The organism is Tessaracoccus sp. MC1679 (assembly GCF_014164775.1).
Lineage (GTDB): Bacteria > Actinomycetota > Actinomycetes > Propionibacteriales > Propionibacteriaceae > Arachnia.
This window is the reverse complement of sequence record NZ_JACJGB010000003.1, coordinates 70,028-95,452: the sequence shown is the minus strand read 5'-3', so window position 1 is coordinate 95,452 and position 25,425 is coordinate 70,028. Positions and strand designations below refer to the sequence as shown.

24 protein-coding genes are annotated in these 25,425 nt (G+C 71.6%); 11 read left to right on the top strand and 13 right to left on the bottom strand.

Features of this window, described 5'->3' with window-relative positions:
- Positions 1 to 6: 6 nt before the first annotated feature.
- From H5398_RS05755 to H5398_RS05740, 4 genes are read right to left on the bottom strand one after another with little or no spacing between them, the layout of a single operon-like run.
- On the bottom strand, positions 7 to 1,263 hold the full coding sequence (locus H5398_RS05755; protein ID WP_182799342.1) for a DUF5719 family protein: 1,257 nt from the start codon (positions 1,261 to 1,263) through the stop codon (positions 7 to 9).
- Positions 1,260 to 4,211: a glycosyltransferase family 2 protein gene (locus tag H5398_RS05750; RefSeq protein ID WP_182799341.1), complete on the bottom strand. Its 2,952-nt coding sequence runs from the start codon at positions 4,209 to 4,211 to the stop codon at positions 1,260 to 1,262. Before H5398_RS05750 ends, H5398_RS05755 begins: the two co-directional genes overlap by 4 nt.
- Positions 4,212 to 4,232: 21 nt before the next feature.
- Entirely contained in the window at positions 4,233 to 4,487 is a 255-nt protein-coding gene (locus H5398_RS05745; protein WP_182784736.1) for a WhiB family transcriptional regulator, read from the bottom strand.
- A gap of 58 nt (positions 4,488 to 4,545) precedes the next feature.
- On the bottom strand, positions 4,546 to 5,625 hold the full coding sequence (locus tag H5398_RS05740) for a mannose-1-phosphate guanylyltransferase (protein ID WP_182784734.1): 1,080 nt from the start codon (positions 5,623 to 5,625) through the stop codon (positions 4,546 to 4,548).
- Positions 5,626 to 5,676: 51 nt separating this feature from the next.
- Here H5398_RS05740 and H5398_RS05735 point away from each other — a divergent pair, with 51 nt between their 5' ends.
- Positions 5,677 to 6,330, top strand: coding sequence for a TIGR03089 family protein (locus H5398_RS05735; protein ID WP_182784732.1), 654 nt, complete (start codon positions 5,677 to 5,679; stop codon positions 6,328 to 6,330).
- On the opposite strand, the gene H5398_RS05730 is transcribed toward H5398_RS05735, so the two are convergent.
- Genes H5398_RS05730 through H5398_RS05715 form a run of 4 tightly spaced genes read right to left on the bottom strand, consistent with a single transcriptional unit; the run spans position 6,319 to position 11,102 of the window.
- Positions 6,319 to 7,335 carry a hypothetical protein gene (locus tag H5398_RS05730; RefSeq protein WP_182784730.1) on the bottom strand — a complete coding sequence of 339 codons (1,017 nt, stop codon included), beginning with the start codon at positions 7,333 to 7,335 and terminating at the stop codon, positions 6,319 to 6,321. The two genes, H5398_RS05735 and H5398_RS05730, sit on opposite strands and share 12 nt — an antisense overlap.
- Complete coding sequence (locus H5398_RS05725) at positions 7,332 to 8,681, bottom strand: hypothetical protein (RefSeq protein WP_182784728.1); 1,350 nt, start codon at positions 8,679 to 8,681, stop codon at positions 7,332 to 7,334. The genes H5398_RS05730 and H5398_RS05725 overlap by 4 nt, the downstream gene beginning before the upstream one ends.
- Positions 8,678 to 9,652: a glycosyltransferase family 2 protein gene (locus tag H5398_RS05720; RefSeq protein WP_370585819.1), complete on the bottom strand. Its 975-nt coding sequence runs from the start codon at positions 9,650 to 9,652 to the stop codon at positions 8,678 to 8,680. Before H5398_RS05720 ends, H5398_RS05725 begins: the two co-directional genes overlap by 4 nt.
- 25 nt (positions 9,653 to 9,677) lie before the next feature.
- Entirely contained in the window at positions 9,678 to 11,102 is a 1,425-nt protein-coding gene (locus H5398_RS05715) for an LCP family protein (RefSeq protein ID WP_182799340.1), read from the bottom strand.
- 120 nt (positions 11,103 to 11,222) lie between these two features.
- Between H5398_RS05715 and H5398_RS05710 the strand changes: the two genes are divergently transcribed.
- The gene (locus H5398_RS05710; RefSeq protein WP_370586063.1) at positions 11,223 to 12,302 is read left to right on the top strand and encodes an LCP family protein; all 1,080 of its coding nucleotides are present in this window, start codon (positions 11,223 to 11,225) and stop codon (positions 12,300 to 12,302) included.
- Between the two features lie 9 nt (positions 12,303 to 12,311).
- Here H5398_RS05710 and purE read toward each other — a convergent pair whose 3' ends face one another.
- The 4 genes from purE to H5398_RS05690 form a co-directional block, all read right to left on the bottom strand.
- A complete protein-coding gene (purE, locus tag H5398_RS05705; protein WP_182784723.1) occupies positions 12,312 to 12,818 on the bottom strand; it encodes a 5-(carboxyamino)imidazole ribonucleotide mutase in 507 nt (168 codons plus the stop codon).
- Positions 12,811 to 13,920, bottom strand: a complete 1,110-nt coding sequence (locus H5398_RS05700; RefSeq protein WP_220489208.1) for a 5-(carboxyamino)imidazole ribonucleotide synthase — start codon at positions 13,918 to 13,920, stop codon at positions 12,811 to 12,813. Before H5398_RS05700 ends, purE begins: the two co-directional genes overlap by 8 nt.
- Before the next feature lie 72 nt (positions 13,921 to 13,992).
- Positions 13,993 to 14,490, bottom strand: a complete 498-nt coding sequence (locus tag H5398_RS05695) for a PH domain-containing protein (protein ID WP_182784720.1) — start codon at positions 14,488 to 14,490, stop codon at positions 13,993 to 13,995.
- A 30-nt stretch (positions 14,491 to 14,520) separates the two neighbouring features.
- Positions 14,521 to 15,309 (bottom strand): biotin--[acetyl-CoA-carboxylase] ligase, encoded by a 789-nt coding sequence (locus H5398_RS05690; protein WP_220489176.1) that lies wholly within the window; start codon positions 15,307 to 15,309, stop codon positions 14,521 to 14,523.
- Positions 15,310 to 15,448: 139 nt separating this feature from the next.
- Between H5398_RS05690 and H5398_RS17215 the strand changes: the two genes are divergently transcribed.
- The 9 genes from H5398_RS17215 (at position 15,449) to H5398_RS05645 (ending at position 23,867) form a co-directional block, all read left to right on the top strand.
- On the top strand, positions 15,449 to 16,552 hold the full coding sequence (locus H5398_RS17215) for a response regulator transcription factor (RefSeq protein WP_255443578.1): 1,104 nt from the start codon (positions 15,449 to 15,451) through the stop codon (positions 16,550 to 16,552).
- A 107-nt stretch (positions 16,553 to 16,659) separates the two neighbouring features.
- On the top strand, positions 16,660 to 17,118 hold the full coding sequence (locus tag H5398_RS05680; RefSeq protein ID WP_182799337.1) for a hypothetical protein: 459 nt from the start codon (positions 16,660 to 16,662) through the stop codon (positions 17,116 to 17,118).
- Between the two features lie 42 nt (positions 17,119 to 17,160).
- A complete protein-coding gene (locus tag H5398_RS05675) occupies positions 17,161 to 18,735 on the top strand; it encodes an acyl-CoA carboxylase subunit beta (RefSeq protein WP_182784942.1) in 1,575 nt (524 codons plus the stop codon).
- Positions 18,732 to 18,941 carry an acyl-CoA carboxylase epsilon subunit gene (locus H5398_RS05670; RefSeq protein WP_255422434.1) on the top strand — a complete coding sequence of 70 codons (210 nt, stop codon included), beginning with the start codon at positions 18,732 to 18,734 and terminating at the stop codon, positions 18,939 to 18,941. The genes H5398_RS05675 and H5398_RS05670 overlap by 4 nt, the downstream gene beginning before the upstream one ends.
- A 2-nt stretch (positions 18,942 to 18,943) precedes the next feature.
- Positions 18,944 to 19,537 carry a nucleoside triphosphate pyrophosphatase gene (locus H5398_RS05665; protein ID WP_182784944.1) on the top strand — a complete coding sequence of 198 codons (594 nt, stop codon included), beginning with the start codon at positions 18,944 to 18,946 and terminating at the stop codon, positions 19,535 to 19,537.
- A 23-nt stretch (positions 19,538 to 19,560) separates the two neighbouring features.
- A complete protein-coding gene (locus H5398_RS05660) occupies positions 19,561 to 19,977 on the top strand; it encodes a hypothetical protein (protein ID WP_182799336.1) in 417 nt (138 codons plus the stop codon).
- A gap of 9 nt (positions 19,978 to 19,986) precedes the next feature.
- Positions 19,987 to 21,183, top strand: a complete 1,197-nt coding sequence (locus tag H5398_RS05655) for a mechanosensitive ion channel family protein (protein ID WP_182799335.1) — start codon at positions 19,987 to 19,989, stop codon at positions 21,181 to 21,183.
- Between the two features lie 89 nt (positions 21,184 to 21,272).
- Positions 21,273 to 23,048 (top strand): biotin carboxylase N-terminal domain-containing protein, encoded by a 1,776-nt coding sequence (locus H5398_RS05650; protein ID WP_370586062.1) that lies wholly within the window; start codon positions 21,273 to 21,275, stop codon positions 23,046 to 23,048.
- 33 nt (positions 23,049 to 23,081) lie between these two features.
- Positions 23,082 to 23,867 carry a hypothetical protein gene (locus tag H5398_RS05645; protein WP_182799333.1) on the top strand — a complete coding sequence of 262 codons (786 nt, stop codon included), beginning with the start codon at positions 23,082 to 23,084 and terminating at the stop codon, positions 23,865 to 23,867.
- A 20-nt stretch (positions 23,868 to 23,887) separates the two neighbouring features.
- Here the strand turns inward: H5398_RS05645 and H5398_RS05640 are convergent, their stop codons facing one another.
- Positions 23,888 to 25,291, bottom strand: a complete 1,404-nt coding sequence (locus H5398_RS05640; protein ID WP_182784954.1) for an NAD(P)H-quinone dehydrogenase — start codon at positions 25,289 to 25,291, stop codon at positions 23,888 to 23,890.
- Between the last annotated feature and the right edge of the window lie 134 nt (positions 25,292 to 25,425).

Below are 25,425 nucleotides of genomic sequence, written 5' to 3'. Positions count from 1 at the left end.
GCTCGGTCAGCGCAGCGCGGGGCGCAGCTCTGCAGGCAGGGTCTGCACCTCGGCGACCGCGGCTGGGCCGACGGGAACCACCACGGTGCCCTCCGGTGTCACCGACACGGCAGCGGCGAGCACCTCGGCGCCCGAGGTGACGGAGACCACCACTGGCCCGCCCTCCGGGACCGGCACCGTGACGCTCTGGCCTGGCCCGATGCTGACCTGCTGGTTGGTGGTCTCTCCCCCGACGGGGGTGAGACCGACGTCCGCGGTGAGTGTGTCCGATCGGCCGGGGTTGCTCAGCAGCAGGGTCCCCGCCCCGGGGACCAACCCTGTCAGGTCCGTGCCTGGCGCCTCAGCCACGACGGTGGCTCGGGCGCCCGTCGCTCCGGTGACGAGCGCCGCCCCCACCGCGACCGTCGACGTGACCCGCACAGCCGTCGGCTCCCCTGCCAGGGGTGCCGTGAGGTCGATCGAAATGGTGCTCATGGCCGGGATGGAGAGCGAATCGGCCACCGCGGGCACGTACGGCCCTGCCGGCCCCATGCCCTCGATGGACACCTCCGTGCGGTTCTCCGTGGGGTTGCTCACCAGGAGCCGCGACGACGTGGCGCCCCCCGGGGCGCCGGTGAGCAGGTGCTCGGTGGCCACCGTGGTGGGCGGCGCGAACTGCGTGGGGCGGCCCTCCACCGCAGCGGCGATGAGCGCCACGCGGCCCTGGCTGGTGCTGAACGCGACGCCGACCGGCCCGGCCGGCGCCAGCACCGACAAGGCGACCCTCCTGCTGACGCCCGGCGCCAGGGCGATCCCCCGGGCCCCCACTGCGGTCACCTCGCCGTCGGGGCCGAGGAGGGTGAGATCCACCGCGGCCGCGCCGGGGTCCGTGTTGACCAGGATGAGCTCCGTGGCGGCGGGGTCCGCGACGAGCACCATCCCGGCGGTCGCCGGGGTGCCGCACGGCGCGAAGGCGCGCTGCGGCTCCTCGACGAGGACGCCCGCCGCAATCGTGTCCTCAGCACGGAGGCCCACCGGCCCCGTCACGGGCTCGGCCACCGGCGCGGTGACGGCGCGCCCGGCCCCGTCGAGCCCCGTGACGCTGAGCTCACCGGAGCCACTGACGAGGACTTGACCTGCGGGGATGCAGGTCAACGCCGTGCTTCGGGGAAGCTCGATCACCTCGGCGGCCGGCTTCCGGAGCGGGCTGATCAGCGCCAACCCGACAGCCACGGCCACCACCAGCATGAGGGCCGCCAACGACACGCCCAGTCTGCGGATCATTCCTGCCCCCTTCGCGCCACGGTGGCCGCACCCAGCGTGGGGGCCGCCAGGACGGCCAGGACCGCCGCGACGGCGAGCTGGACGGCGAAGCGCCACGGATGCGGCCTCGGCTGCACGGCCACCTCGCCCGCCGATTGACCCAGGTCGAAGGTCAGGCGGTCCGCGCCGTCGATCCGCTGGAGAGGCCGTCCGTCGAGGGTGGCCTGCCAGTCCGCGTCCGGTGGCTCCGCGACCACCAGAGTGCGCCCGGCGGCACCCTCCTCCACGCGTCCCTGCACCAACGGCTCGGCGGTCTCACCGTCGACGACCTGAGACCTGGACACGAGGCCGAGCACGGTCCAGACCACCGTCTCGGCGTCCGCCGCTGCGCTGGTCATTCCCGCCGCGTTGTCCAGGGCAGCCCTCAGCTCGGGGTCGAAGCCCCGCAGCCAGACGTGCGAGGTCCCCAGCGCGGTCAGCTGCCCGGCCACGTCGTCTGGAACAGCCCCGGTGGAGAAGGCCTGGACCAGGGCGCGGAACTCGGCGGAGAAATCCCCAGCCGGATTGCGTTCGCCGGTGCCCCACTGGGGTTGGCGGGCGTCCACGACGTTCCACGCGAGGGCACCGTCGTCGGTGAGTTCGATCATGAGGGCGCGGGTGTCGCGGGGGGAGTCCAGCACGTCACGCACGTAGCCGGGGAGCGCCGAGGCGGTGTCGTCCACGGGCCCGTTGAAGCCCACCACAGCCCACACCCCGGCGGCCAGCAGGCCGCTCACGCCCAGCGCCACGGCCGAGCGGGTCAGGGCCGTGCCCGCCAGCGCGGCCGCCACCACGGGCGCGAGCAGGGCGGCCACCACGAGCAGCGCCCACGGCGACAGGAGGACCCGGGCGGTGCCGCCATCGACGGTGACCACCAGCCGCGACAGCAGAGTCCCGATCACCAGCGGGGCGGCGATCCCGGCGATCGCCCACCGCCAGGCCGTGCCGGAGAGCCGCGCCAGGGCGACGACAGCGACGAGGGCCAGCACGGCGAAGAAGGTCACGTTGGCCCACAGCGGCAGCCCCGAGGGGAGGATGCGGCCCACCACCAGTGCGAAGGACGCCGGCGGGAAGTCCGGCCACGCATTCGGATCCACCCCGGTGAAGAGGCGGCCGGGGTGCGCGAGGAGATGCCCCAGCCAGGGGGCGAAAAACACCCAGGCCGGCAGGACGCCGACGGCGACGTCCGCCACGCGGGAGCGGTCGCGCACGGCCCAGCCGACGGCGGCGAGGGTGGCCAGCACCAGCAGCACCGGCCACACGAGCGAGGCGATGACCAGCCAGAAGGCGGCGCCCGCGGGCGCCCGGAGCCGCTCCGCCCCGGCGGCCTCGTTGCGGACGACGGCGTGCACCGCCCTGGCCAGCAACGGCCCGACGACGGCCAGCACCATGCCGCTGACGTCGCCGGCGGTGACGAGGCCCAGCAGGATGGTGGCACCGGCCCACGCCGCCGAGACGGCCGCCCCGACCGCGAGCGTCACGCCGAGCCGGCGCAGCAGCGCCAGCGCGGACAGCCCAGCCAGCAGCGGGGTGGCGAGCAGGGCCAGGAAAGCGAACCAACCCGGGCTGCCCAGACCGGCCAGCGCGGCGACCGCCGCGACACCCATCCAGGGCGCCTCACCGCTCAGGTACGCCTCCCACACCGCACCGATCGACCCCGGGGCCGGAAGCAGGCCGCCCCCGGACACCGCGCCGAGGCCGAGCAGGGTCCGGCCGGCCGCGACCGAGGCTACGGCGAGCAGGACCAGCAGCGCGGTCACGGGCGAGATCACCCGGCGGCGGACAGGCCCTCCGGCGAAGTCGTCGCCGGTCAGGTCGTCGAGGGTGGTGTCGGCCTCCCGCAGATCCCGGAACCTCTCCGAGACCCCGGCGCCCAGCTTGTCGACGGCGTGGCGCAGCGGCCAGAAGCGGTTGGGGAGCAGGTCCTCGGGGGTGAGGTCCTCCTCCGGCAGCCGGGCCGCCAGCGCGGCCGTGACCTCGGCTGTGCCCAGGTAGCGGCGCATCGCCGCCAGCTCGGCGCCGGCGTGGCCGGGGGATTTGGCCAGGAGGAAGCCCAGCGCCCGCAGCGTCGAGCCCACCGCGACACCCGCGCGGGAGGTTCCCCGCGCCCCAGCCACCCGGAGCGCCGCCAGCCGGTCGTCCTCGTGCGGGTGCAGGTCCGAGGGACGCTCTCCGGTGCGGCCGGCGCGACGGTGCACCAGCGCGGCGGCGGGCCAGGTCAGCACGCGGTAGCCGACGGCGTTGGCGCGCCACCCCAGGTCCACGCCGTCGCGGTGACGGGCCACCTCGGGAGCCAGTCCGCCGATCTCGCGCCACACCTCGCCCCTGACCAGCATGCCGGCGGTGGACCCGCCCAGGACCTCGCGAGGCTCGGTCTGCTGCTGGTCCACGTCGCCCTCCTCCACCAGCGGCACGCGCTGCCCCCCGGGGGTGATGGCCTGCCCCACCTCCGAGAGGGTGTCGGGGTAGTTGCGCCGCTTGGGCTCGAGGAGCTTCGGCACCACCACGTCGGCCTGACGGGCGCCGTCGAGGAGGTGGGCGAGGGTGTCGGGGTGGGGGGATGAGTCGTCGTGCAGCAGCCAGATCCACTCAGGCTCGGACTCCGCGAGCGCCAGGCTCACCGCCTCGCCGAAGCTGCTGCCCGCGTCTGCGTCCACCAGTTCATCCAGGACGCCCTCGGCGACCGCGCGCAGCACCAGGTCTCTCGAGTCGTCGACCGATCCGGTGTCCACCGCGACAATCCGGCCAGGCCGGGGATCCAGGCCTGCCAGGGCGAGCAGTTGGCGCGGCAGCCACTCGGCGGCGTCGTGCACCACCATGACGGCGGTCACCGCAGCGGGTTCGATGAGTGGGGTCTCCCCGGCCGGATCCTCGGAATCGATCCAGGACCAGAGATCCTCGAGGCGTCCGTGCTGCGGTTCGTCGGTCACACTGTCCTCCCGGACCTGGGATTAGCCGGCCGCGCGCTTCAGCTTCCGGCGTTCGCGCTCGGAGAGGCCGCCCCAGATACCGAAGCGCTCGTCGTGGCCCAAAGCGTACTCGAGGCATTCGGTGCGGACGGTGCAGTTCTGGCACACCCGCTTGGCTTCGCGGGTGGAGCCGCCCTTCTCCGGGAAGAAGGCCTCGGGGTCCGTCTGGGCGCACAACGCGTGAGCCTGCCACGAGAAGGCTCCGTCGTCTCCGAAGAGATCGATGGTCTCATCCACCGTCGCCTCCCTTCGTTGTTGTGAATTACACACGAGTGATTTTGATCGGTCAAGCTGATCAGGCGAATTGGTCCCCCGCTTTCTCCCGCACGAGGGCCACCAGCTCCTTCACGCGCTCCGAATCGGCGAGCGGCGCCACCAGGGTGGCGGTAGGCGTGGAGACCACCAGGCAGTCGCGGAGTCCGATGGTGCCCAGCACGTGCCCGGCGCCCCTCGTGTTGATGAGGACGCATCCCTGCGAGTCCAGCGTGACGGCCGCCCCGTCGACGGCGTTGCCGTGCTCGTCCTGGGTCAGGAGCCCGGCCAGCGACACGAAGCCGCCCACGTCGCGCCAGTCGATCGCCAGGCCCACACTCACCACCTCGGCGTCGGTGCGTCCCACCGAGGCGGGCTCCATCACGGCGTAGTCCACCGAGATCTTCTGCAGCGTGGGGAAGATCTCGTCGAGGGACGACGGATCGGCGACGATTGCGCGGACCTTGGCCGCGGTGTCCGGGAGCAGCTGATCCAGCTGGCCCAGCAGTGTCTGGGCCCGCCATACGAACATGCCGGCGTTCCACCAGTACTCGCCGGTGGCCAGGTACTGCTCGGCCACCTCCCGCGACGGCTTCTCCTTGAACTCCGCCACCCGGTGCACGCCGGGGAACCCGTCGAGCTCCTCGGCGCGGTGGAGGTAGCCGTACCCGGTGTGCGGCGAGGTGGGCAGCACCCCGAGGGTCACCAGCGCGTGGGGCCGCTGCTCGGCCACCTCGAACGCCAGCGCGAGGCTGCGCTGGAACTCCTCGACGGGGGTGATCACCTGATCAGCGGTGACCATGGCCACCACCGCGTCCGCGTCCCGGTCCGCGACCACCGCGGCGGACCAGGCCACCGCGTTGAGCGAATCACGGCCCTCCGGCTCCCCCAGGATGTTCCCGGCGGCCAGCTCCGGCAGCTGGCGGGCCACATCCTCGGCGTAGGCGCGGCCCGTGCACACCAGGATGCGCTCGGGCGGCACCACGCCGACGAGCCGCTCGTAGGCCAGGCGCAGCAGCGAGGACCCCCCGAAGAGCTCCAGCAACTGCTTGGGCCTGCCCTGCCTGGACAGCGGCCAGAGGCGGGTGCCGGACCCACCGGCCATGATGACGACGTAGCGCATGGTGGGAGGCTAGCGAATCCGCAGGGCCGGGACCGCCAATAGGATCGCCCCATGCTCATCAGCGCCCTCCGCCGTCGCGTCGCCCGTCAGGGCTCGCAGCCCCTCCTCACCTACTACGACGGGCGCGACGGCTCCCGGATCGAGCTGTCGGCCGTCACGTTCGCCAACTGGGTGGACAAGACCGCCAACCTCATCGCGGACCTGGGCCACGACGACGGCGAGCCGATCGACGTGGCGCTCGCCGAGACCCACCCGGCGCACTGGGTGACGTTGGTGTGGGTGGCCGCGGCCTGGCAGCGCGGCTGCCCGGTCAACCCGGGGATCTCGGGCGCGGAGCTGTTGGTGGTGGGTCCGGGCGACGACCGCCGCGCCGCCACGACGGTGGCGTGCTCGCTGCACCCGCTGGGGCTGGGTTTCCCGGTGGCCCCTGACGGCGCGGTGGACTTCCGGGAGGCGATGGCGCAGCCGGATGCCCACGACCTCTCCCCGCTCGGCGAGTCGACGGTGTGGGACGGCGCCCCTGTGCCGGCGACGGCGCCCAGAGACGGACGGCTTCTGCTCCTGGATCCGCCCGCGGGCTGGGCCACCGTGGCCGGGGCGCTCGTGGCGCCGGTCCAGGGGTCCGGCTCGACGGTGGTGGCAGTGGGGGTGTCGCGGGAACGGGCGGCCGAGATCGCCGCCGCGGAGCGCGCGCTACTGATCTGAGGGCTGCTCCGCCTCGTCCGCCTGCGGCTGGGCCTCCGCCTCGGCCTCGGACTCCGCCTCGGGATCCGGCTGCGGCTCCGGGTCCGGGTCCACCGCAGCGAGGACCGCTCCCCCACCGAGGGTGGCCAGCATCTGGCGCACATTGGACAGCTGGGAGGTGATCGAATCGCGGCGCTGGGTCACAGCGGCCAGTTCGCGGTCCGAGTCACGGCGGATGCGATCCGCCCGCGTCCGGGCCTCGCTCACCAACGCGTCGGCCTCACGCTCGGCCTTGACGCGCACGGCCTCGGCCTGCGAGGAGGCGTCTGAGATGATGCGCTGCGCCTCGTTCTCGGCTGCCTGAAGGTTCTCCTCGGCCGCCCGGAGCTGATCGTCGCGCTGGCCCATGGCCGCCGCGAAGTCCGCTGCCGCGGCGTCGCGCCGCTCGGCGAGCGTCCGCTCGAAGTCCGCGGCTGCCTGGGCGGCCCTCGCCTGCTGGGACTCGTAGACGGCCTCTGCCTCCTCACGGCGGGTGGCGGCCTCGCGGTCCGCGTGGTCCAGCAGCTCGTCGGCGCGACGCTGGGCGCCGGTGAGGCGCGCCTCCGCGTCGGCCTCGGCGGAGGATCGGGTGTCCACTGCGTAGCGGTCAGCCTCGACGGCGGTGGCCTGCGCGATGCGGGTGGCCTCCTCGATCCGTGCGGCCGCCTCCTCCTGCGCGGCGCGGCGGGTGTCGTCGGCCTCCTCCTCGGCGAGGGACAGGATCTGCCCCACGCGCTCGCCGAGCTCGGCGAACGTGGGACGCGATGCCACATGCTGGGCACGGGCGGCCTCCTCTGCCCGGGCCTGCGCCTCGGCGAGGCGGGCTTCAAGAGCGGCCCGCTCCTGGCCGGCCTCCCGCAGCTGGACGCTCAGCTCACCCAGCTCGGCCCTGGCCGAGTCCAGGGCCTGCTGCAACGTGGCGATCTCGGCCTCGACCTGGGACGGCTCGTAGCCGCGCAACACGGTACGGAAACTGGGTGTGGTCATGATTCCTCGCTGGGGGTGGGGGTGGTACCTGGGACGGAAAGTGCTTCGATGACGCCGGAGAGGCTGCTGAGCTGCGCGGTGATGTTATCTCGGCGGCGGGTGAGCCGCGCAACCTCGTCGCGGGCGGACGCGACTGTCTCGCGGGCCCCGGATCGGAGCGCCTCGGCCTCGGTGCGGGCTTCGGCGAGCAGCCTCACCGCCTCCTCGCGGGTGGCACGGGTGCGCTCGAAGGAGGCGCGTTGCGAACGCTCCAGATCCGCTGCCAGCGTCTCGCGCACCAGAGCGGCCGTGGTCTCGGCCTCCGCGGTTCGTTCCTCGGCGCGGCGCACGATCGCTTCGGCCTCGCGTCTGGCCCGGTCCAGCGAATCGGTTGCCCTCGTCTCGGCGTCTGCACGGGTGCGAGTGGAATGGTCTGCGGCGGCGCGCAGCTCGGCTCCGGCCCGCGCCCGGATGTCTGCGGCGTCCACCTCGGCGGATCGGATGCGTTGGCGGGCCACCTCGACGGCGCGGTCCGTGGTCCGCGCGAGCTTGGCCCGCAGTTCCCTGGATCGGGTTGCGTTGGCCAGGTGGGAATCGCGGGTGGAGCGGGCGATGTCGGCCTTGGCTCCATCGAGCAGCGCGGAGACTGTGGTGCGGGCCCAGGCCAGCTGCGCGGCCGCGTCGGCCAGCTGGGCCTGCGAGCGACTCTCCGCGTCGTCGATCAGGCGGGCGGCCTGCGCGGCAGCCGCCTCACGCTGGATCTCCACCTCTGCCGCGGCGTCGGCGCGGACCCTGGCCGCCTCGTCGCGCGCCTCCCGGAGCAGGTCGTCCACCTCTGCCGCGCTGCGCCGCGCCTCGGCCTCGGCGTCCGCGCGCACCTTGGCAGCGTCCGCGTCGGCCTGGGCGGCCTGCTCGGCCAGTTCCCGCTCGAAAGCCCGGCGTTCGCGCTCCAGTAGCGCGTCGTGCTCCGCGCGGCGCCGCTCTGACTCCTCGCGGATTCGTCCCGTCTCTGCCTCCGCCTCGGCCACGAGCTCAGCCGCCTGCCGGCGCGCGGCCGCGACCTCCGCCTCAGCCTCGGCGCGGGCGTCGCCGATCACCTCATCGGCTGCGCGCTGCGCGGACTCGGTGATCCGGCCGGCCTGGTCCGCAGCCTCGGTGAGGGCCCGTTGCGCGTCCGCGCGGGCATCGTCGAGCCGGTGACGGACGAACTCGAGTTCGCCTGCCGCCTCGTCGCGCTCCCGGAGGAGGCCGGCGAGTTCCTGCCTGGAGCGCGCCACATCAGCCTCGGCCTCCTCGCGGACCCGGTCCGCCAACCGTTGCGCCTGCAGGAGCAGGCCGCTGGCGGTCTCCGCGGCCCCCATGGTCACTGAGGCAGGCCGCGGACGAACCCGGCCCCCCAGAACAGGTGCATGACGGCGAGCACGACGGGGAACCTGAGCCGCGCGGCCGGGGACAATGACCGGACGCTGGCTGTCGCGGCGGCGACGAACGCGAGGTAGACGGCCGGGGCCAGCAGCAGGCCGGTGAGGGCGTTGTTGCGCAGGATCAGTCCAAGCAGCCCGCCGAGGAGCCCCCCGCCGAGCCCGAGCACGGTGAGTGGAGGCGCCAGGTAGCGCAGCGAAAGGGTCTCCGGGTGACGGCGGGCCACCTCACGGCGCCACTGGCCTGTGGTGTAGAACTGCCTGGCCAGGGCGCGGTAACCGTCCCGCGGGTGATAGACGACGCGCAGGCTGGGCGTGAAGTAGACCAGGTGCCCGGCGTGGCGGAGCCGGTAGTTGAGCTCCCAGTCCTGGGCGCGGTGGAGGGTCTCGTCGAAGGCGCCCACCTCCTGGAGCTTCGCCTTGCGAAACACTCCGAGGAAGACTGTGTCGGCCGGACCCGCCGGGGTGTCGGCGAGGTGGAAGCCGCCGCCACCCAGCCCGAGCCGCGAGTTGTACGCCGCCGCGATGGCCTCCGACAGCGGCGTTGTGCCCTGCGCGTCCATGAGTCCGCCGACGTTGGCGGCCCCGGTCTCATCCAGGAGTGCCACCGCTGTCTCGATGTAGCCGGGGCTGAGCTCGCCGTGCCCGTCGACACGGACGATGATGTCGTGGCTGGAGTGGTCGATGGCGATGTTGAGGCCTGCCGGGGTGAATCCGGTGGGGTTGTCCAGCACGACCACACGGGGATCCGCGGCGGCGAGCTCGTCGGCGATCGCATGGGTCCGGTCCTCGCTCGGCGCCACCGCGAGCACGATCTCGAGCTCACCCGGGTAACGCTGATCCAGCACGCGCTCCACCGCGGCGCGCAGATGCTTTTCCTCGTTTCGGATGGGCATCACCACGCTGACAGGCTGCACCGAGACTCCTTCCTCCGGTGACAACCTAGCTGACCGAGCAAACGGCGGCCAGATCGGGGGTTTCGGTGAACGGCTTGTCGTCGGCCGCCTGGGCGGAAGGCGAGGCTGCGGCCTCCGACCCGCTCGCCGACGGGGCCGCCGAGGTGGCGGTGGGCTCCGGGGTCGGGGTTGGGGAGAGCTTCTCGTCGACGGTGCTGCGGATCAGCTCGAAGTCCGGGTCCGCCGTGACGATGAGCGGCGGGGAGAAGTTGACCGACGTGATGTTCTGCTCGCGCGCCTTGAGGGCCAGCTCGGCCAGGTCGGCGATCGCGCCGGTGCCGACGTCGGTCTTGAGGAGATCCCCACCCGCCTCGCTGAGCTCGACGAACTTCGTGGCCACCGTCGCCGGGTCGAGTTGCTGGACCATGGCGGACATCACGCACTTCTGGCGCACCATCCGCTCGTAGTCGCTTGACTCGGCGCGGGAGCGGGCGAACCACAGCGCGTGGTAGCCGTCGAGCAGCACGTCTTCGCCGGGGTCGATGTAGCCACTGATCGGGGAACCGCCCCCGCCGATGGGAATCGGCTTGGAGATGTCAAGCCTGATGCCGCCCATGGCGTCGATGAGCGCGCTGAACCCGTGCATATCCACCAGCGCGTAGTAGTTGAGGTCCAGGCCGAGGGTCTCCTCGACCGCCTCCTTCATGGCCTCGAGGCCCGCCTGCCGGCCCGGGTACAGGTCCGCGTGTTCCTCGCCGAGCGTCCAGATGCCGTTGAGCATGCAGCCGTTGTCCTCGCAGATGAAGCCGTCGGGGTACAGCTCGTTCAGGGGCGACGAGTCAGGGAACCGCACCTTCTGCAGGTTGCGTGGTAGGCCGAACAGCACCGTTCGGCCCGTCTGGGCGTCCACGGAGGCCACGTTGATCGAGTCCGGGCGCAGGCCCTGCCGGTCCGCCGCGGAATCCGCCCCCAGGAGGAGGACGTTGTAGCGGCCGTCCTTGATCTCCGCCTCGCCGCCGCCCCCGAAGACCTCGCCGACGTTGCGGGCCGCCACCAGGGCGTTCGCGGCTACCGTGGTGACGCCGCCGACGGCGAGCGCCAGGACCAGCGAGGTGATGGTGAGCACCAGGCGCGGCCGCCTGGGTAGGCGCAGCGGGCGGGCGAGCCGCCAGGAGTCCAGGAGCAGCAGCACCCAGCCCGCGAACAGCACCCACAGCGCGAATCTGACGATCGTGGCCACCCAGGGGGTGAGCAGGACTCCGACGGTGGGGCCGCGCCACAGCCAGAGCCCGAGGAGAACCAGCACGCCGAGCAGCGCCGCCGCGCCGTAGACCCGGCCGGCGATCCGGCCCAGGCCGCGGTTCCCCGCGAAACTCTGCACGGAGCCTGGCACCGCCGCGGACATGAGGATGAACCCGAGGGCGCGCCGCGCGTGGACGGCCTGAGCCTCGGTGGGCTGCGGTGGGGTCACGGGTGCTCCTCTTCGGTGACTCGCCCCAGTTTCGCGCCCTCACCGCGGGAGGCCAAATCTGCCACGCCGTCGGCGCCGGATCTCCGCGGGTATCCTGGCCCGCGGACAGGAGGACCCCGGGTGGTCAATCGCGACGACAACATGGACTGGCTGTACCGGCAGGAGTCTCCGGACGAGCCGGAGCCGACCGCGGTCATGCCCGCCTACCCTCCGCCCACTCGACCCGCCGCGCCAGCCCCGAGCGTCGCGGCTCCCCCGCCTCCGCCCAAGGCGCCGCGGCGCCGCACCCGTCGGCGACGACGCCCGCTGCGGCGGTTCGTCGGCACGATGCTGGTGCTGTGGCTGCTCTTCCTGCTCGTCACGCCGCTGTACGCCTGGGTGATCAGCACCAGGGTGGACGCCACCCCTGCCGGAGACCGGCCCGCCGACCAGCCCGGGACCACTGTCCTGCTGGTGGGCTCGGACGCGCGAGCCGGCGTGGCCGGCGCCCGGACGGACACGATGATGCTGATGCACCGGCCCGCCGTCGGGGACCCGGTGCTGCTGTCGATGCCGCGCGACTCGCTGGTCAGCATCCCGGGGCGATCGGACAACAGGCTCAACGCCGCCTTCGCGTTCGGGGGCGCGCCACTGCTCGTCGAGACGGTGGAGGCCAACACCGGCATCCGGATCGACGGCTACCTCGAGGTGGGCTTCGACGGCGTCGTCGACGTGGTCGACGCCCTCGGCGGGATCGAGGTGTGCCCCACGTTCGACATCGACGACCGCGACTCCCACCTCACGATGTCCGCCGGCTGTCAGAGGGTGAACGGGACCACAGCGCTCGGCTACGTCCGGATGCGTAAGGGCGACCCGAGGGGCGACCTCGGCCGGGTAGACCGCCAGCGCGAGGTGATGGGGGCCATGGCCCGGGAGGTGATCCACCCCATGACCGTGCTCAACCCGGTGCGCTACTGGCAGCTCAACATGGCCGCGGCCCAGTCCCTGGGTCGCGGCGAGGACACCGGGCTGCTGGACATGGCGGCCGTGGCCGCGGGCTTCTTCGCCGCGACCACCGGCTCCGGGATCAGCATGACCGTCCCTGTGGCGGGCACGGGCAACGTGAGCGGGGTCGGCTCCGTGGTCCGCTGGGACGACGCGGCAGCGGCCGAGGTGTTCGCGGCGCTCGCCGCGGGCGACACCACCGGGCTCAGCTCTTAGCGTCCAGGGTCAGGAGTTCTGGCCGGACGCCTCGCGGACGACCGCGCCCTTGGCCCGGGCGGCATCGCGCAGGGACTCCTGGAAATCCAGCATCCGCTCCATCAGCGCCTCGTCCGAGGCCGCCAGTATCCGCACCGCGAGCAGGCCGGCGTTGCGGGCGTTGCCGATGGCCACCGTCGCGACGGGGACGCCCGCGGGCATCTGCACGATCGACAGCAGCGAGTCCATACCGTCGAGGAACTTCAGCGCCACCGGAACGCCGATCACGGGCAGCGGAGTGAGGGCGGCGAGCATGCCCGGCAGATGGGCCGCGCCGCCGGCGCCGGCGATGATCACCTTGATGCCGCGCGTGTGGGCCTCGCGGCCGAAGCTCACCATGTCCTCGGGCATGCGGTGCGCCGAGACCACATCGGCCTCGAATGGGACGCCGAACTCGGCGAGCGCATCGGCCGAGGCCGACATGGTGGGCCAGTCCGAATCAGAGCCCATCACGATCGAGACGAGCGGTTCAGGCATTCGGGTCTCCCATCAGGTAGCCGGCCGCGTGGTGCGCCCGGCGGCGGACGTCGTCGAGGTCTGTGCCCAGGCAGGTGACGTGCCCCACCTTCCGGCCGGCCTTCACCTCCTTGCCGTAGAGGTGCACGCGGACTGCGCGGTCGCGCGCGAAGACGTGCATGAGCGCGCCGGTGAGGTCCTTCTCGGCGCCGCCGAGGACGTTGGTCATCACCACCACGTCGTCTCGGAGCTCCGGGGAGCCGAGCGGCAGGTCGAGGACGGCCCGGATGTGGTTCTCGAACTGGCTGGTGCGGGCGCCGTCGATGGTCCAGTGGCCGGTGTTGTGGGGGCGCATGGCCAGCTCGTTGACCACGATCCGGCCGTCGCGGGCCTCCATCAACTCCACCGCGAGCACCCCGACGACGCCGAGCTCGGTGGCGATCCGGATGGCCATCTGCTGCAGCCCCGAGGCGCGCTCCGGGTCCAGTCCGGGCGCGGGGGTGACGGTCTCCACGCAGATGCCGTCCGTCTGCACCGTCTCGCTGATCGGGTAAGCCACCACCTGCCCGGAGGGTGAGCGCACGACGATGGCGGAGAGCTCCCGGGAGAAGTCGATGAACTCCTCGGCGACGATGCGGACCCGCTCCCCCGCGGACGTGTGGGCGAGGCCCTCGAACGGAACCTCGGCCTGGTCGTCGTCGTCGAGCTTCCAGACGCCCTTGCCGTCGTAGCCCCCACGGGAGGTCTTGGCGATGATGGGCCAGCCCTGGCGTTCCCCGAAGGCGGCCAGGTCGTTGACGTTCTCGCACACCGCGAAGGCGGGGCAGGCCACGCCCAGCTCGGCCATCTTCTCCCGCATCAGGGCCTTGTCCTGCGCGTAGACCAGCGCGGCGGGGCCCGGCCGCACGGCCACCTTCCGCGAGATCTCCTCGAGGTGCCGGGTGGGGACGTGTTCGTGGTCGAAGGTGAGCGCGTCGACCCCGTCGGTGAAGGTCATCAGCGTGTCGAGGCTGCGGTAGTCGCCGACGGTGGCGCCCGGGATGACCTGCGCCGCGGACACGTCCGGGCCCTCCGCGAGGAGGCGGACGTCGATGCCCAGCGGGATGGCGGCCTGATGCATCATGCGGGCCAGCTGCCCACCGCCGGCGATGGCCACTGCATAGCGACGAGTCACCGGGGCAGCATACCCAAGCGGCTACTCGTCGTCCTCGTCCTCTTCGCTGAACAGCAGCTCGGTGATGGTCACGTGCACCCGCTCCACGTCCGGCACGTCCGGCAGCCGCAGCGGCTGCCCCGCGGCGGTCTCCAGGATCAGCGTGCCGCAGCCGAGCATCCGGTCCGTGAGCGAGCGCTCGTAGTTGACGTTGTTGATCCGGCGCAGCGGCAGGTCGTGGCCGAGCTTGTTGATGATGCCGCGGCGGGTGATGATGCGGCGGTCCGTGATGGTGTAGGACGAGGTCACCCAGCGCAGGAACGGGATGAGCACCAGGACGAGGAAGAGCACCAGCGCGACGGCGACCGCCACGTAGGTGGCCCACGGCTGCCACTCGGGCGGCACCAGCGCGATGGAGGCGCCGAGCCCGGCGCCCAGGAGGATGAGGATCAGCGCAGGGCCGAGGAGTGCCTTGACGTGGGTGTGCATCGAGGCGATGACCACCTCGTCGCGGCCCAGCTGGTTCTTGTCGAGTGCCATGGCGCCAAGTGTGGCACGCGGCCACGACACTCAGGCCAGTGTGGCGTGCACCACGTCGCCCACCGGATAGGTCTCGATGCCGGTGGCGGTGGTGACCTGCAGCCGGCCCCACTCGTCGACGCCGCGGCCGGTCCCCGAGACTCGGCGGTCGCCGTCGAGGATCACGGTCAGCTCGGCGCCGATGGACGCGCACCTCGCCTCGTACTCGGCGCGAAGGTTTCCACGCAGCTGCCAGGAGCGGTAGTGCCGCTCGAAGTGGGTGAGCACGCCCGCGACGATTCGGCTCTGATCGGTCGGGAGCCCCTCCAGCGCCAGCGATGTCGCGGTGGGCACCGGCAGCTGGTCGGCGGCGAGGTCCACGTTGATCCCGATGCCGACGACGGCGCGCGCCCCGTCCGGGTGCTCGATCCGCTCCGACAGGATGCCGCACACCTTGCGCCCCCGGATGAGGACGTCGTTGGGCCACTTCAGCGAGACCGGCGCCCCGCCCCCGGCGAGCTCGCCCACGGCCGACGCGACGGCCATGCCCGCCAGCAGCGAGAGCCAGCCCCACTGCGGGAACTCCTGCTGAGGGGTGAGCAGCAGCGACATCGAGATCGACGTGCCGGGAGGGCTCACCCACTGCCGGTCGAGCCTGCCGCGGCCGGCGGTCTGTTCCTTGGACACAAGGACCGCTCCCTCGCCCGCTCCGGCACGGGCGCGGGCGGCGAGATCCGCGTTCGTCGAGCCGGTGGTCTCGATGACCTCGACCGAGCGCCAGAGCGTCGCGGAGGGGAGCACAGCGGCGATGCGGCCCGCGTCGGGAAGGCTGGACGTCACCGCCACATCGTAGCCAGCGCCACAGGGAGAGCGGCGCCTCTGCGAGTCGTCGCAGGAGGCACTGGACGCCGCACCGGCCGGTGTGACACCGTGGCCAGCACCCTGGACACACCGGCCACGAGCACAGGAGGCAGCGGTCATGACGTCGCCGCACACCACCGTGAGAGTGCTGGTTGCGGCCGTCACGGTGGCATCGCTCGCCCTGTGTCTCACCACCGGACCCGAGGCGGCGAAGGTGCCGGCCACGGCCTGGCCGGTTCTCGTCGCCATGGTCGCGTCCGCGGCCGTCACCACCGTGGCAGTCGCCGGCCTCGTGCAGGGGTGGCGCGGGCTCCGCGCGGTTCTCGTTGCCCTCGCCGTCGTGGCTGCCGCCTATCCCGGCCTGTGGGCGCTGGCTGTGCTCGCCAGCGCGCGGTCCCCAGGCTCGGCGAGCGCCTGGGCCGCGGCCGTCGTCGCGGGGGTCGCGCATCTCCCGCTCATCGGCGCATTCTCCGTGGTTCCACTGCTCAGCGTCCGCTACCTCGGCCGCGGCACCGGGCGTGCCCTCCTGGTGGCCGTGGTAGCCCTGGCAGTGGGGGCCGCAACCTCGTTCGCGCTGTTCTTCGACGACTTCGAGCCGCTCGCCGCTTCGGCCCCCCTACCCTCGAGCAGCGGCGAGCAGGTGGGCATGGCCATCAACGTCGGCTATCTCGCCACGGTCCTGCTCGGCCCAGCGGTCGCGGTGTTCGCCACCTGGCGAAGCGCCCCCGACGTGGCCGCGGCCCGTCGCCTGGCCCTGGTCGCGGGGTCCGCGCTCACCGGCACGCTCCTGGTCATGGTCTGCGGCGCCCTGGGCGGCACCTCTCCACTGGCGGGAACGGTGGTCCTCGTCGGCATGTATGCGGCGTTCAGCATCGTCGTGGCGGGGTGCGTCCGGGCCCTGGCCATCGAGCTGACGGAGCCGACGATGGCGTCGAGCGAGGCCGCCGCCCGCGACCCGGACACGGCGGACGAGCCGGTGTCTTCCCCGGTCCCCGGCGGGCTGTCGATGCTCACGGCTCGCGAGCGGGAGGTACTCGCGTTGTTGGCTGAGGGGCTCTCCAACGCCGGGATCGCCGCCAGGCTCGTCCTCTCCGAGCGCACCGTGGACGCGCACCTGCGCTCGGTGTTCGTGAAACTCGACCTTCCTCAGGGCGCCCACCACAATCGGCGCGTCCAGGCGGGCAACGCCTACCGGGCATCGGTCGACACGTCCGCGGCGTGACGCGGCCCGGCCCCGGACAGGCGACTTAGGCGAAAGGGCCGATGCGGGTCCCAGGGCGCCGCTCCTACGGTCGAAGGCATCGCCATCGGCTCGAGAAGGAGACTCCCATGTCCCGCCCCCTCACCCTGCTGGCCCTCGTGTGGGCACCGTTCCTGTCGATCTTCGTGTTCGCGTCCCAGGGGGACACGAGTGCCCTGCACATCGCCTCCCACCTCCTGGCGCTCGCCCTGCTCATCCCCGCGTCCCTCCTCACGTGGCGGATGCGGCCGGAGGCGCCCGGGAGGGCGTCGCGGTGGATCCTGACCATCCTCTCGGCCAGCGTGCCGGTCGCGGTGCTCGGCCACGTGGGCGAGCTGGCCGTGGCAGTTCTCCGGCTGGCCGAGGACGGCTGGGTGAACCTCGACACGGCCGATATCTGGGAGCACGGCCCGCACGTCACGATCGCCAGTGTGACGATCCCGGCGATGATGCTGAGCATGCTGCTGACCGTCGCCCTGGCGGCTCTCTCGCTGCTCGGTCGACGCTCCAGGCCCGGGACCGTCGAGCCAAGCCACCCCACAATCTGAGCGGCCGGAGGGAGTGGCCCGTCCCGCCGCTATGGTGACCCCATGGAGATCGACATCCACACCACTGCCGGTCGGATCGCGAATCTCGGAGTGCGCATCGATGAAGCTGTGCACGCCGGTTCGGCCGAAGCGGTGGAGAAGCAGCATGCCAAGGGGAAGATGACCGCCCGAGAGCGGATCATGGCCCTCCTCGACGAAGGAAGCTTCGCCGAGTTCGACCAGTTCTCACGTCACCGCACCACCGCCTTCGGGATGGACGCCCGCCGTCCGTTCGGCGACGGCGTCATCACCGGCACCGGCTCCATCCACGGCCGCCCGGTGTGCGTGTTCAGCCAGGACGTCACCATCTTCGGTGGCGCGCTGGGCCAGGTGTACGGCGAGAAAATCGTGAAGATCCAGGACTTCGCGCTCAAGACGGGGGTGCCGATCATCGGCATCAACGAGGGCGGCGGGGCCAGGATCCAGGAAGGGGTGGTCTCGCTCGCGCTCTACGGGGAGATCTTCAAGCGCAACACGCGCGCCTCGGGCGTGATTCCGCAGATCTCGCTCATCATGGGCGCGGCCGCCGGCGGCCACGTCTACGGGCCGGCCCTGACGGACTTCGTCGTCATGGTGGACAAGACCTCGCAGATGTTCATCACCGGCCCGGAGGTCATCAAGACCGTCACCGGCGAGGACGTCTCCATGGAGGAGCTCGGCGGCGGCCGCACCCACAACACCAAGTCCGGCAACGCCCACTACCTCGCCGCGGACGAGAACGACGCCATCGAGTACGTCCGTGAACTGCTCACCTACCTGCCGCAGAACAACCTGGAGGATCCGCCGCTCTTCGACGACGAGGAGGTGGACCTCACCATCACCGATCACGACCGCGAGCTCGACCTGCTCGTCCCCGATGCGGCCAACCAGCCCTACGACATGCGCGAGGTCATCCGCAACGTCCTCGACGACGACGAGTTCCTCGAGGTCATGCCGCTGTTCGCGGGCTCGATCATCGTGGGCTTCGGCAGGATCGAGGGCCGCTCCATCGGCATCGTCGCCAACCAGCCCACCGTGTTCGCGGGCTGCCTGGACATCGACTCGGCGGAGAAGGCGGCGCGGTTCGTCCGCACCTGCGACGCGTTCAACATCCCCGTCCTCACCTTCGTCGACGTGCCCGGCTTCCTGCCCGGCGTCGGCCAGGAGCACCAGGGGATCATCCGCCGCGGCGCCAAGCTGATCTACGCGTACGCGGAGGCGACCGTGCCACTGCTGACGGTGATCACCCGCAAGGCCTACGGCGGCGCGTACGTGGTGATGGGCTCCAAGCACCTGGGCGCCGACATCAATCTCGCCTGGCCCACCGCGCAGATCGCGGTCATGGGCGGTCAGGGCGCGGTCAACATCCTTTACCGCAAGCAGATCGCTGCGGCCGAGGACCCGGACACCGAGCGCGCCCGGCTCATCCAGGAGTACGACGATGAGCTCACCAATCCCTACGTGGCGGCGGACCGCGGATACATCGATCAGGTGATCTACCCGCACGAGACGCGGGCACAGGTGATCCGGGCTCTGCGGCTGCTGCGCAGCAAGCGCGAGGCCCTCCCGCCGAAGAAGCACGGGAACATTCCGCTATGACCGAGCCGATGGCCCTGCGCGGCGCGCACCTGAGCGAGGAGGAGGTGGCGGCCGTCGTCGCGGTGCTCCACGCCTCCGCGGGGGCGGAGCAGCTCCGCTCACCGGACGACAGGCCGCTGGCCGGCGGCTGGAAGTCCTACTATCGCACCGTCCGCTCGCCGCTCATGGGCGGGCGGGACGCCTGGCGGACCTACCACAGGATGTGACGATGCGCTTCATCCTCGCCTCCAAGTCCCCCGCGCGGCTTGCTGTGCTGCGCCGGGCTGGGCTTGACCCTGAGGTGATCGTCTCCGGATTCGACGAGCGCCAGGTCCTCGACCCGGTGCCCACCAGGCTCGCCGCCCGGCTCGCCGAGTTCAAGGGCGCCGCGGTCATCCCGCAACTCCACGGCGACTTCGTGCTCCTCGCCTGCGACTCGGTACTCGAGTTCGAGGGCCGCGCGCACGGCAAGCCCGGATCGCGGGAGGCGGCGACCGAGCGGTGGCGGCGGATGCGCGGTCGCGAGGGTCTCCTGCATACCGGTCACTTCGTCGCGGTCCGGCAGGGCGGCGAGGAGACGCGCTCCATCCAGGTGGGGTCCACCGTGGTGCGGTTCGCGGACCTGCCCGACGACGAGATCGAGGCCTACGCGGCCACCGGCGAGCCGCAGCGGGTCGCCGGCGGGTTCACCATCGACGGGCGAGGCGGCGCCTACGTCACCTCCATCGAGGGCGATCCCTACAACGTCGTCGGGGTGTCGCTGCCGCTGTTCCGGCAGATGGTCATCGACGCCGGCGTGCCCTGGCAGTCGCTCTGGCGCTGAACGGGCGCCAGTACAGTTGGCCCGTGCTCCGGATCACCCTCGCCGTCGTCGGCCTGCTCGCGGTGGCGGGCTGCTCGGCGCCGCCGCTCCCGTCCACGCCGACGCCGTCGGTGGCCGTCAGCGCCCTCACCGAGGCACCGGCTGACGGCGTGCTGCTCTCGGATCTCGGTTTCCTCAACGCGCCTGCCGGCTTCTCGATTCCGCGGGACGCCGAGATTGAGGAGCGGGTGGACAGCGGCAACAACATCACGGTCGTCCTGAGCTCCCCGACCGGCGACGAGGTGGCCGAGTATCTGCGCCGCCACCTCCCCGCCATGGGCTTCACCGTCACAGCAGACGCGGGAGGGTCGCTGCTGTTCGAGTCGGCGGTCCACGACGGCGCGTTCACCGTGACCGGGGAGCTGTCGGCGCTCAGCCTGCGCACAGACCGCGGCGCCTAGGCTGAGGCCATGGAACTGCTGACCCTGGTGGTGTACGCCGTCGCGGGATTCCTCGCGGGCACCGCACTGTCGATCACCATCTCGGTAGTGATGAGCTTCATCGTGCGCCGCAGGAAGGGACTCGCGTTCGTGTCGCGGCGCCTCAAGGTGCCCCAACGGCTGCTCTTCACGCTCGCCGGAACGGGCCTCGGTGTGGCCATCGCGACGGCCGACCCTGAACCGACGTGGCGGCCCCTCTTCATGCAGGGCCTGCTCATCGTGATCATTCTGGCCGGTGCCTACCTGGGCACGGGCGTCATCAAGGCGGTGGAGGACGGCATCGTCGCCGGTGCACGGGAGGAGGAGGGCACCGACACATCGCGCTTCCGCCGGGTACGCACCCAGATGCAGGTGGTGGCCCGGGTCCTGATCGCGGTGCTCTGGACCATCGCCCTGGGCTGGGCGCTGTTCACCTTCCCCGCGTTGCGCACTCTGGGCGCGTCGCTGTTCGCGTCGGCGGGCCTGCTGTCCATCGTCGCCGGCCTGGCCGCGCAGTCGACGCTGTCCAACGTGTTCGCCGGCATGCAGCTGGCCTTCAGCGACGCGCTGCGCGTGGGAGATCTGGTGGTCTTCGACGGCGAGATGGGCACGGTGGAGGAGATCACCCTCACCTATGTGGTCGTGGGCACCTGGGATCAGCGCCGCTGGATCGTGCCCAGCACGTCGTTCACCACCCAGGCCTTTGAGAACTGGACCCGCGGGCAGGCCCATCTGTACGGCACCGTGGAGTTCGATCTGGACTGGCTGGTTCCCGTCGAGGCGATGCGCGTGGAGCTCCACCACATCGTTGAGGCCAGCCCCCTGTGGGACAGGAAGACCGTGAGCCTGCAGGTCACCGACGCCACCGGTGGGCCCGTGCGGCTGTACGCCGTGGTCTCGGCCGCAAGCTCCGGCGACCTGTGGGATCTGCGCTGCCATGTGCGGGAGGAGCTCATCTCGTGGGTCCAACGCCACGCGCTCTACGCGCTCCCCCGCACCCGCCTCGAGCCGGAGACCACCCCCGCACCGCCCATCGAGGAGCGCGACGAGTTCGTGGACCAGATGGTCACGGAGTACGAGGCGGAGAAGGCGCAGGCGGAGTCAGGCATCGAGACCGCCGTCATGCCCGCCGTCCGCCAGGGCGAGGCCCCGCCGCGCCCATGGTTCCAGGCCCTGCGCGACCGCTGACCCGGTCCGTCCAGTGTCACGGACGTGTCTGCGCGTGGCCCCTTGGCCTGGATAGACTCGCGACAAAGCCGAATAGAGGAGGTCCTAGAGTGGGCAACGTCGCCGTCTCCAAGGTTCTGGTCGCCAATCGAGGCGAGATCGCCGTCCGTGTCATCCGTGCAGCCCGGGATGCCGGCATCGCGTCGGTGGCCGTCTACGCGGACTCGGATTCCGAATCGCTGTTCGTCAAGCTCGCGGACGAGGCGTTCGCCCTCAACGGCGCCACCCCTGCAGACACCTACCTCAACATCCCCAAGCTGCTCGACGTTGCCGCCCGCTCCGGCGCCAACGCGGTGCACCCCGGCTACGGCTTCCTCGCGGAGAACGCGCACTTCGCCCAGGCCGTCATGGACGCCGGCCTGATCTGGATCGGCCCTCCCCCGGCAGCCATCGAGGCGCTCGGAGACAAGGTCCAGGCCCGCCACATCGCGCAGAGGGTAGGGGCGCCGCTGGTGCCCGGCACCGCTGATCCGGTCGCCAACGCCGAGGAGGCGGTCGCGTTTGCGACTGAGCATGGCCTCCCGATCGCCATCAAGGCCGCGTTCGGCGGCGGCGGTCGCGGCCTGAAGGTGGCCCGGACGCTGGAGGAGGTGCCGGAGATGTTCGAGTCCGCCACCCGCGAGGCCGTCACCGCCTTCGGACGCGGCGAATGCTTCGTCGAGCGATACCTGGACAAGCCGCGCCACGTGGAGACACAGTGCCTGGCAGACAGCCACGGCAACGTCGTGGTGGTGTCCACCCGGGACTGCTCGCTACAGCGGCGGCACCAGAAGCTCGTCGAGGAGGCGCCAGCGCCCTTCCTCACCGAGCATCAGGTGTCCCGGCTGTATGAGTCGAGCAAGGCCATCCTCCGGGAGGCGGGGTACGTGGGCGCCGGCACCTGCGAGTTCCTCGTCGCCCTCGACGGCACCATCTCGTTCCTCGAGGTCAACACCCGCCTCCAGGTGGAGCACCCGGTCTCGGAGGAGGTCACCCGGATCGACCTCGTGCGGGAGATGTTCCGCATCGCCGCCGGCGAGGAGCTCGGCTACCCGGACCCGGAGGTGCACGGCCACTCCATCGAGTTCCGCATCAACGCCGAGGACGCCGGCCGCAACTTCATGCCCGCCCCTGGCACCCTGGTCAAGTGGCACGCCCCCACCGGGCCTGGTGTCCGGGTCGACGAGGGCTACCACGTAGGCATGACCGTCCCCGGCGCGTTCGACTCGCTGGTGGCCAAGCTGATCGTCACCGGGGCGGATCGGGACCAGGCGATCGCCCGCTCCCGTCGCGCCCTGGCCGAGCTGCAGATCGAGGGTATGCCCACCGTCGTGCCGTTCCATCAGGCCGTCCTCAACGATCCGGCCTACACGGCCCCGGACGGCCACTTCGGGGTGCACACGCGCTGGATCGAGACCGAATTCACTGGAGAGATCGCTCCCTACACCGGGGTGCTGGGCGAGGCAGACGATGTGCCCGAGCCGGAGATCGTCACCGTCGAGGTCAACGGCAAGCGGGTGGAGGTGAAGCTGCCCGGCGGCTTCGGTGCCCGACCCGCCTCCTCGAAGGCAGTGCGGAAGCCCACCAAGCGTGACCGCGGCGGCAGCAGAGTCTCCGCCCCCTCCGGCAACGCGCTCACCTCCCCCATGCAGGGCACCATCGTCAAGGTGGCCGTCGAAGAGGGGCAGCAGGTCGGCGAGGGCGAGACCATCGCGGTGATCGAGGCCATGAAGATGGAGCAGCCGCTCAACGCCCACCGCGACGGCGTCATCGTCGGGCTGAGTGTGGAGGCCGGCCAGGCGGTCACAGCCGGGGAGGTGCTCTGCGAGATCGTCGACGCCGAGTGAGCCACGCTTGAGACCGGGGTTATCGTAGAGAGCATGTTCTCCGGTCTGTTCACCATGATCATGGTGATGGTTGTGGTCAGCATCATCGTGTCCATGACCTCGCGTCGCTCGGCGCCGCCGCCGCATCAGATGCACCGCTGGAACGACCCCTACGCGCTCCCGCAGTCCGGATACCAGCAGCCCACCCCGTATCACCAGCCCAACCCCTACCCACAGCCGGTCTATCCCATCAGCCCCGGCGCGCGGGCGGCCCTGGACGCAGACATCACCACCTTCGGCGGCGAGTTGAGAGACCTGGACCTGGACGTGGTGGGCCGAGAACTCGACGCCGGCGCCCAGGCCGACTACACGCGGGCACTGGACGCCTATGACGGCTCCAAGAACCAACTGGAGCGCGCTCAGACCGACGCCGATGTGCGACGCATTGCGGAGATCCTCGAGGACGGCCGGTTTGCGGTTGCCTCCGTGAAGGCCCGGGTCAACGGGCACCCGCTGCCGGAGAAGAGGCCGCCGTGCTTCTTCGACCCAGCACACGGCCCTTCGACGCAGAACGTGCAGTGGGCGCCCCCCGGTGGCGCTGTCCGCGAGGTTCCCGCGTGCGCGTCGGACGCCCAACGGGTCATGACAGGCCTGGACCCGTCGATCCGCCTGGTCCCCATGGGTGCCAGCCAGGTGCCCTACTGGGAGAACCAGCAGTACGCGCCTTGGGCCCAGGGCTATTACGGCCGCTACGGCATGGACCCGGCGCTGCGCCAGATCACCCATGGTGCGCTGATGATCGGCGGGTTCTCGCTTCTCATGGGGCTCCTGGACGATTGACGTCGGGCAGGCCTCTCTGCTCAGGTGGTAAGGAGGGCCCCGTCACGGTTGTGCAGGCGGCGGGCCGCCTCCGCGATCGAGCCGGACATCGATGGGTAGACGGTGAACGCCTGGCTGAAGTCGTCCACAGTGACCTTCTGCGCCACCGCGATCGACACCGCGTGGATGAGCTCGGAGGCGCGCGGCGCCACCACCACGCCGCCGATGATGATGCCGGTGGTGGGCAGGCAGAACAGCTTGACGAAGCCGTCGGTGAAGCCCTGCATCTTCGATCGGGCATTCGACGCCAACGGCAGCAGCACGGACGCAACCCGGACGTCGCCGGTATCGGCCTGCTCCTGGGTGATGCCGACGGTGGCGATCTCCGGCGTGGTGAACACGTTCGACGACACTCGGCGCAGATCCATGGGCGTCACCGCGTCGCCCAGCGCATGCCACATCGCGATGCGGCCCTGCATCGCGGCCACCGACGCCAAGGCGAAGACGCCGGTCACGTCGCCCGCCGCGTAGATGTTACGCACGCTGGTGCGCGAGACGCGGTCCACCGAGATGTGTCCCGACGGGGTCATCGCCACCCCCGCCTCCTCGAGCCCGAGCCCGGCGGAGTTGGGGATGGCGCCCACCGCCATGAGGCAGTGCGAGCCGCGCACCTCACGGCCGTCCTCCAGCGACACCACCACCTCGTCGCCCTCACGGCGCGCCGCGTAGGCGCGCGATTCGCTCATGATCTCCATGCCCCGGCGTTCAAAGGCGCGCTGCAGGACGGCGGCCGCGTCCTGGTCCTGGCCGGGCAGCACCTGCTTGCGCGAGGACACCAGCACCACGTCACAGCCGAGTCCGTCGTAGGCGGAGGCGAACTCCGCGCCGGTCACGCCCGATCCCACGACGATCAGCCTCTCCGGCACCTCGCTCAGGTTGTAGACCTGTTTCCAGTTGAGGATCCGCTCCCCGTCGCAGGCCGCCTCAGGCAACTCGCGGGGCGTGGTGCCCGTGGCCAGGAGGACGATGTCGGCGTCGAAGCTCTGCTCGCCGGCCCCGGTGCTGGCCACCACGCGGGTGGCGCCGTCGAGGCGGGCGCTGCCGGCCACGAGGTGCACCCCGTCCTGCCGGAGGCGCTGAGCGATGTCTGCCGACTGGGCCTTGGCCAGGGTGAGGACGCGCTCGTTGACCTCCGCCAGGTCCACCCGCACCACGTCCGAGACATCCGTCGCCGCGATGTGAAGGCCGAGCTGGCGGGCGCTCTCGATGCGGACCATGACCTCGGCCGTGGCGATCAGCGTCTTCGACGGCACACAGTCGCTCAGCACAGCGGCCCCGCCCATGCCGTCCCGTTCGATCAGGGTGACCTCGCCGCCGAGCTGGTTGGCCACGAGCGCAGCCTCGTAGCCGCCGGGTCCGCCACCGATGATCACTACCTTCGTCACGTGCCCATCCTTCCACAGCGCCCGGGGTGGGGAGCCTGGCACGCGCCTATGCTGGACCGGGTGAGCGAACCCTTCGAGCATGTGGTGACCGGCCACGGCGGGATGCTTGTGCTGGCCGGCACGGCCGCCTGGAG

What these genes read in the sequence shown, in the direction of transcription:
- H5398_RS05735 (WP_182784732.1), top strand. Translation starts at nt 5,677, where the DNA reads ATGCTCATCAGCGCCCTCCGCCGTCGCGTCGCCCGTCAGGGCTCGCAG.
- H5398_RS05680 (WP_182799337.1), top strand. Translation starts at nt 16,660, where the DNA reads ATGTCCCGCCCCCTCACCCTGCTGGCCCTCGTGTGGGCACCGTTCCTG.
- H5398_RS05665 (WP_182784944.1), top strand. Translation starts at nt 18,944, where the DNA reads ATGCGCTTCATCCTCGCCTCCAAGTCCCCCGCGCGGCTTGCTGTGCTG.
- H5398_RS05755 (WP_182799342.1), bottom strand. Translation starts at nt 1,263, where the DNA reads ATGATCCGCAGACTGGGCGTGTCGTTGGCGGCCCTCATGCTGGTGGTG.
- H5398_RS05740 (WP_182784734.1), bottom strand. Translation starts at nt 5,625, where the DNA reads ATGCGCTACGTCGTCATCATGGCCGGTGGGTCCGGCACCCGCCTCTGG.
- purE (WP_182784723.1), bottom strand. Translation starts at nt 12,818, where the DNA reads ATGCCTGAACCGCTCGTCTCGATCGTGATGGGCTCTGATTCGGACTGG.
- H5398_RS05675 (WP_182784942.1), top strand. Translation starts at nt 17,161, where the DNA reads ATGGAGATCGACATCCACACCACTGCCGGTCGGATCGCGAATCTCGGA.
- H5398_RS05730 (WP_182784730.1), bottom strand. Translation starts at nt 7,335, where the DNA reads ATGACCACACCCAGTTTCCGTACCGTGTTGCGCGGCTACGAGCCGTCC.
- H5398_RS05655 (WP_182799335.1), top strand. Translation starts at nt 19,987, where the DNA reads ATGGAACTGCTGACCCTGGTGGTGTACGCCGTCGCGGGATTCCTCGCG.
- H5398_RS05700 (WP_220489208.1), bottom strand. Translation starts at nt 13,920, where the DNA reads ATGATGCATCAGGCCGCCATCCCGCTGGGCATCGACGTCCGCCTCCTC.
- H5398_RS05695 (WP_182784720.1), bottom strand. Translation starts at nt 14,490, where the DNA reads ATGGCACTCGACAAGAACCAGCTGGGCCGCGACGAGGTGGTCATCGCC.
- H5398_RS05645 (WP_182799333.1), top strand. Translation starts at nt 23,082, where the DNA reads ATGTTCTCCGGTCTGTTCACCATGATCATGGTGATGGTTGTGGTCAGC.
- H5398_RS17215 (WP_255443578.1), top strand. Translation starts at nt 15,449, where the DNA reads ATGACGTCGCCGCACACCACCGTGAGAGTGCTGGTTGCGGCCGTCACG.
- H5398_RS05670 (WP_255422434.1), top strand. Translation starts at nt 18,732, where the DNA reads ATGACCGAGCCGATGGCCCTGCGCGGCGCGCACCTGAGCGAGGAGGAG.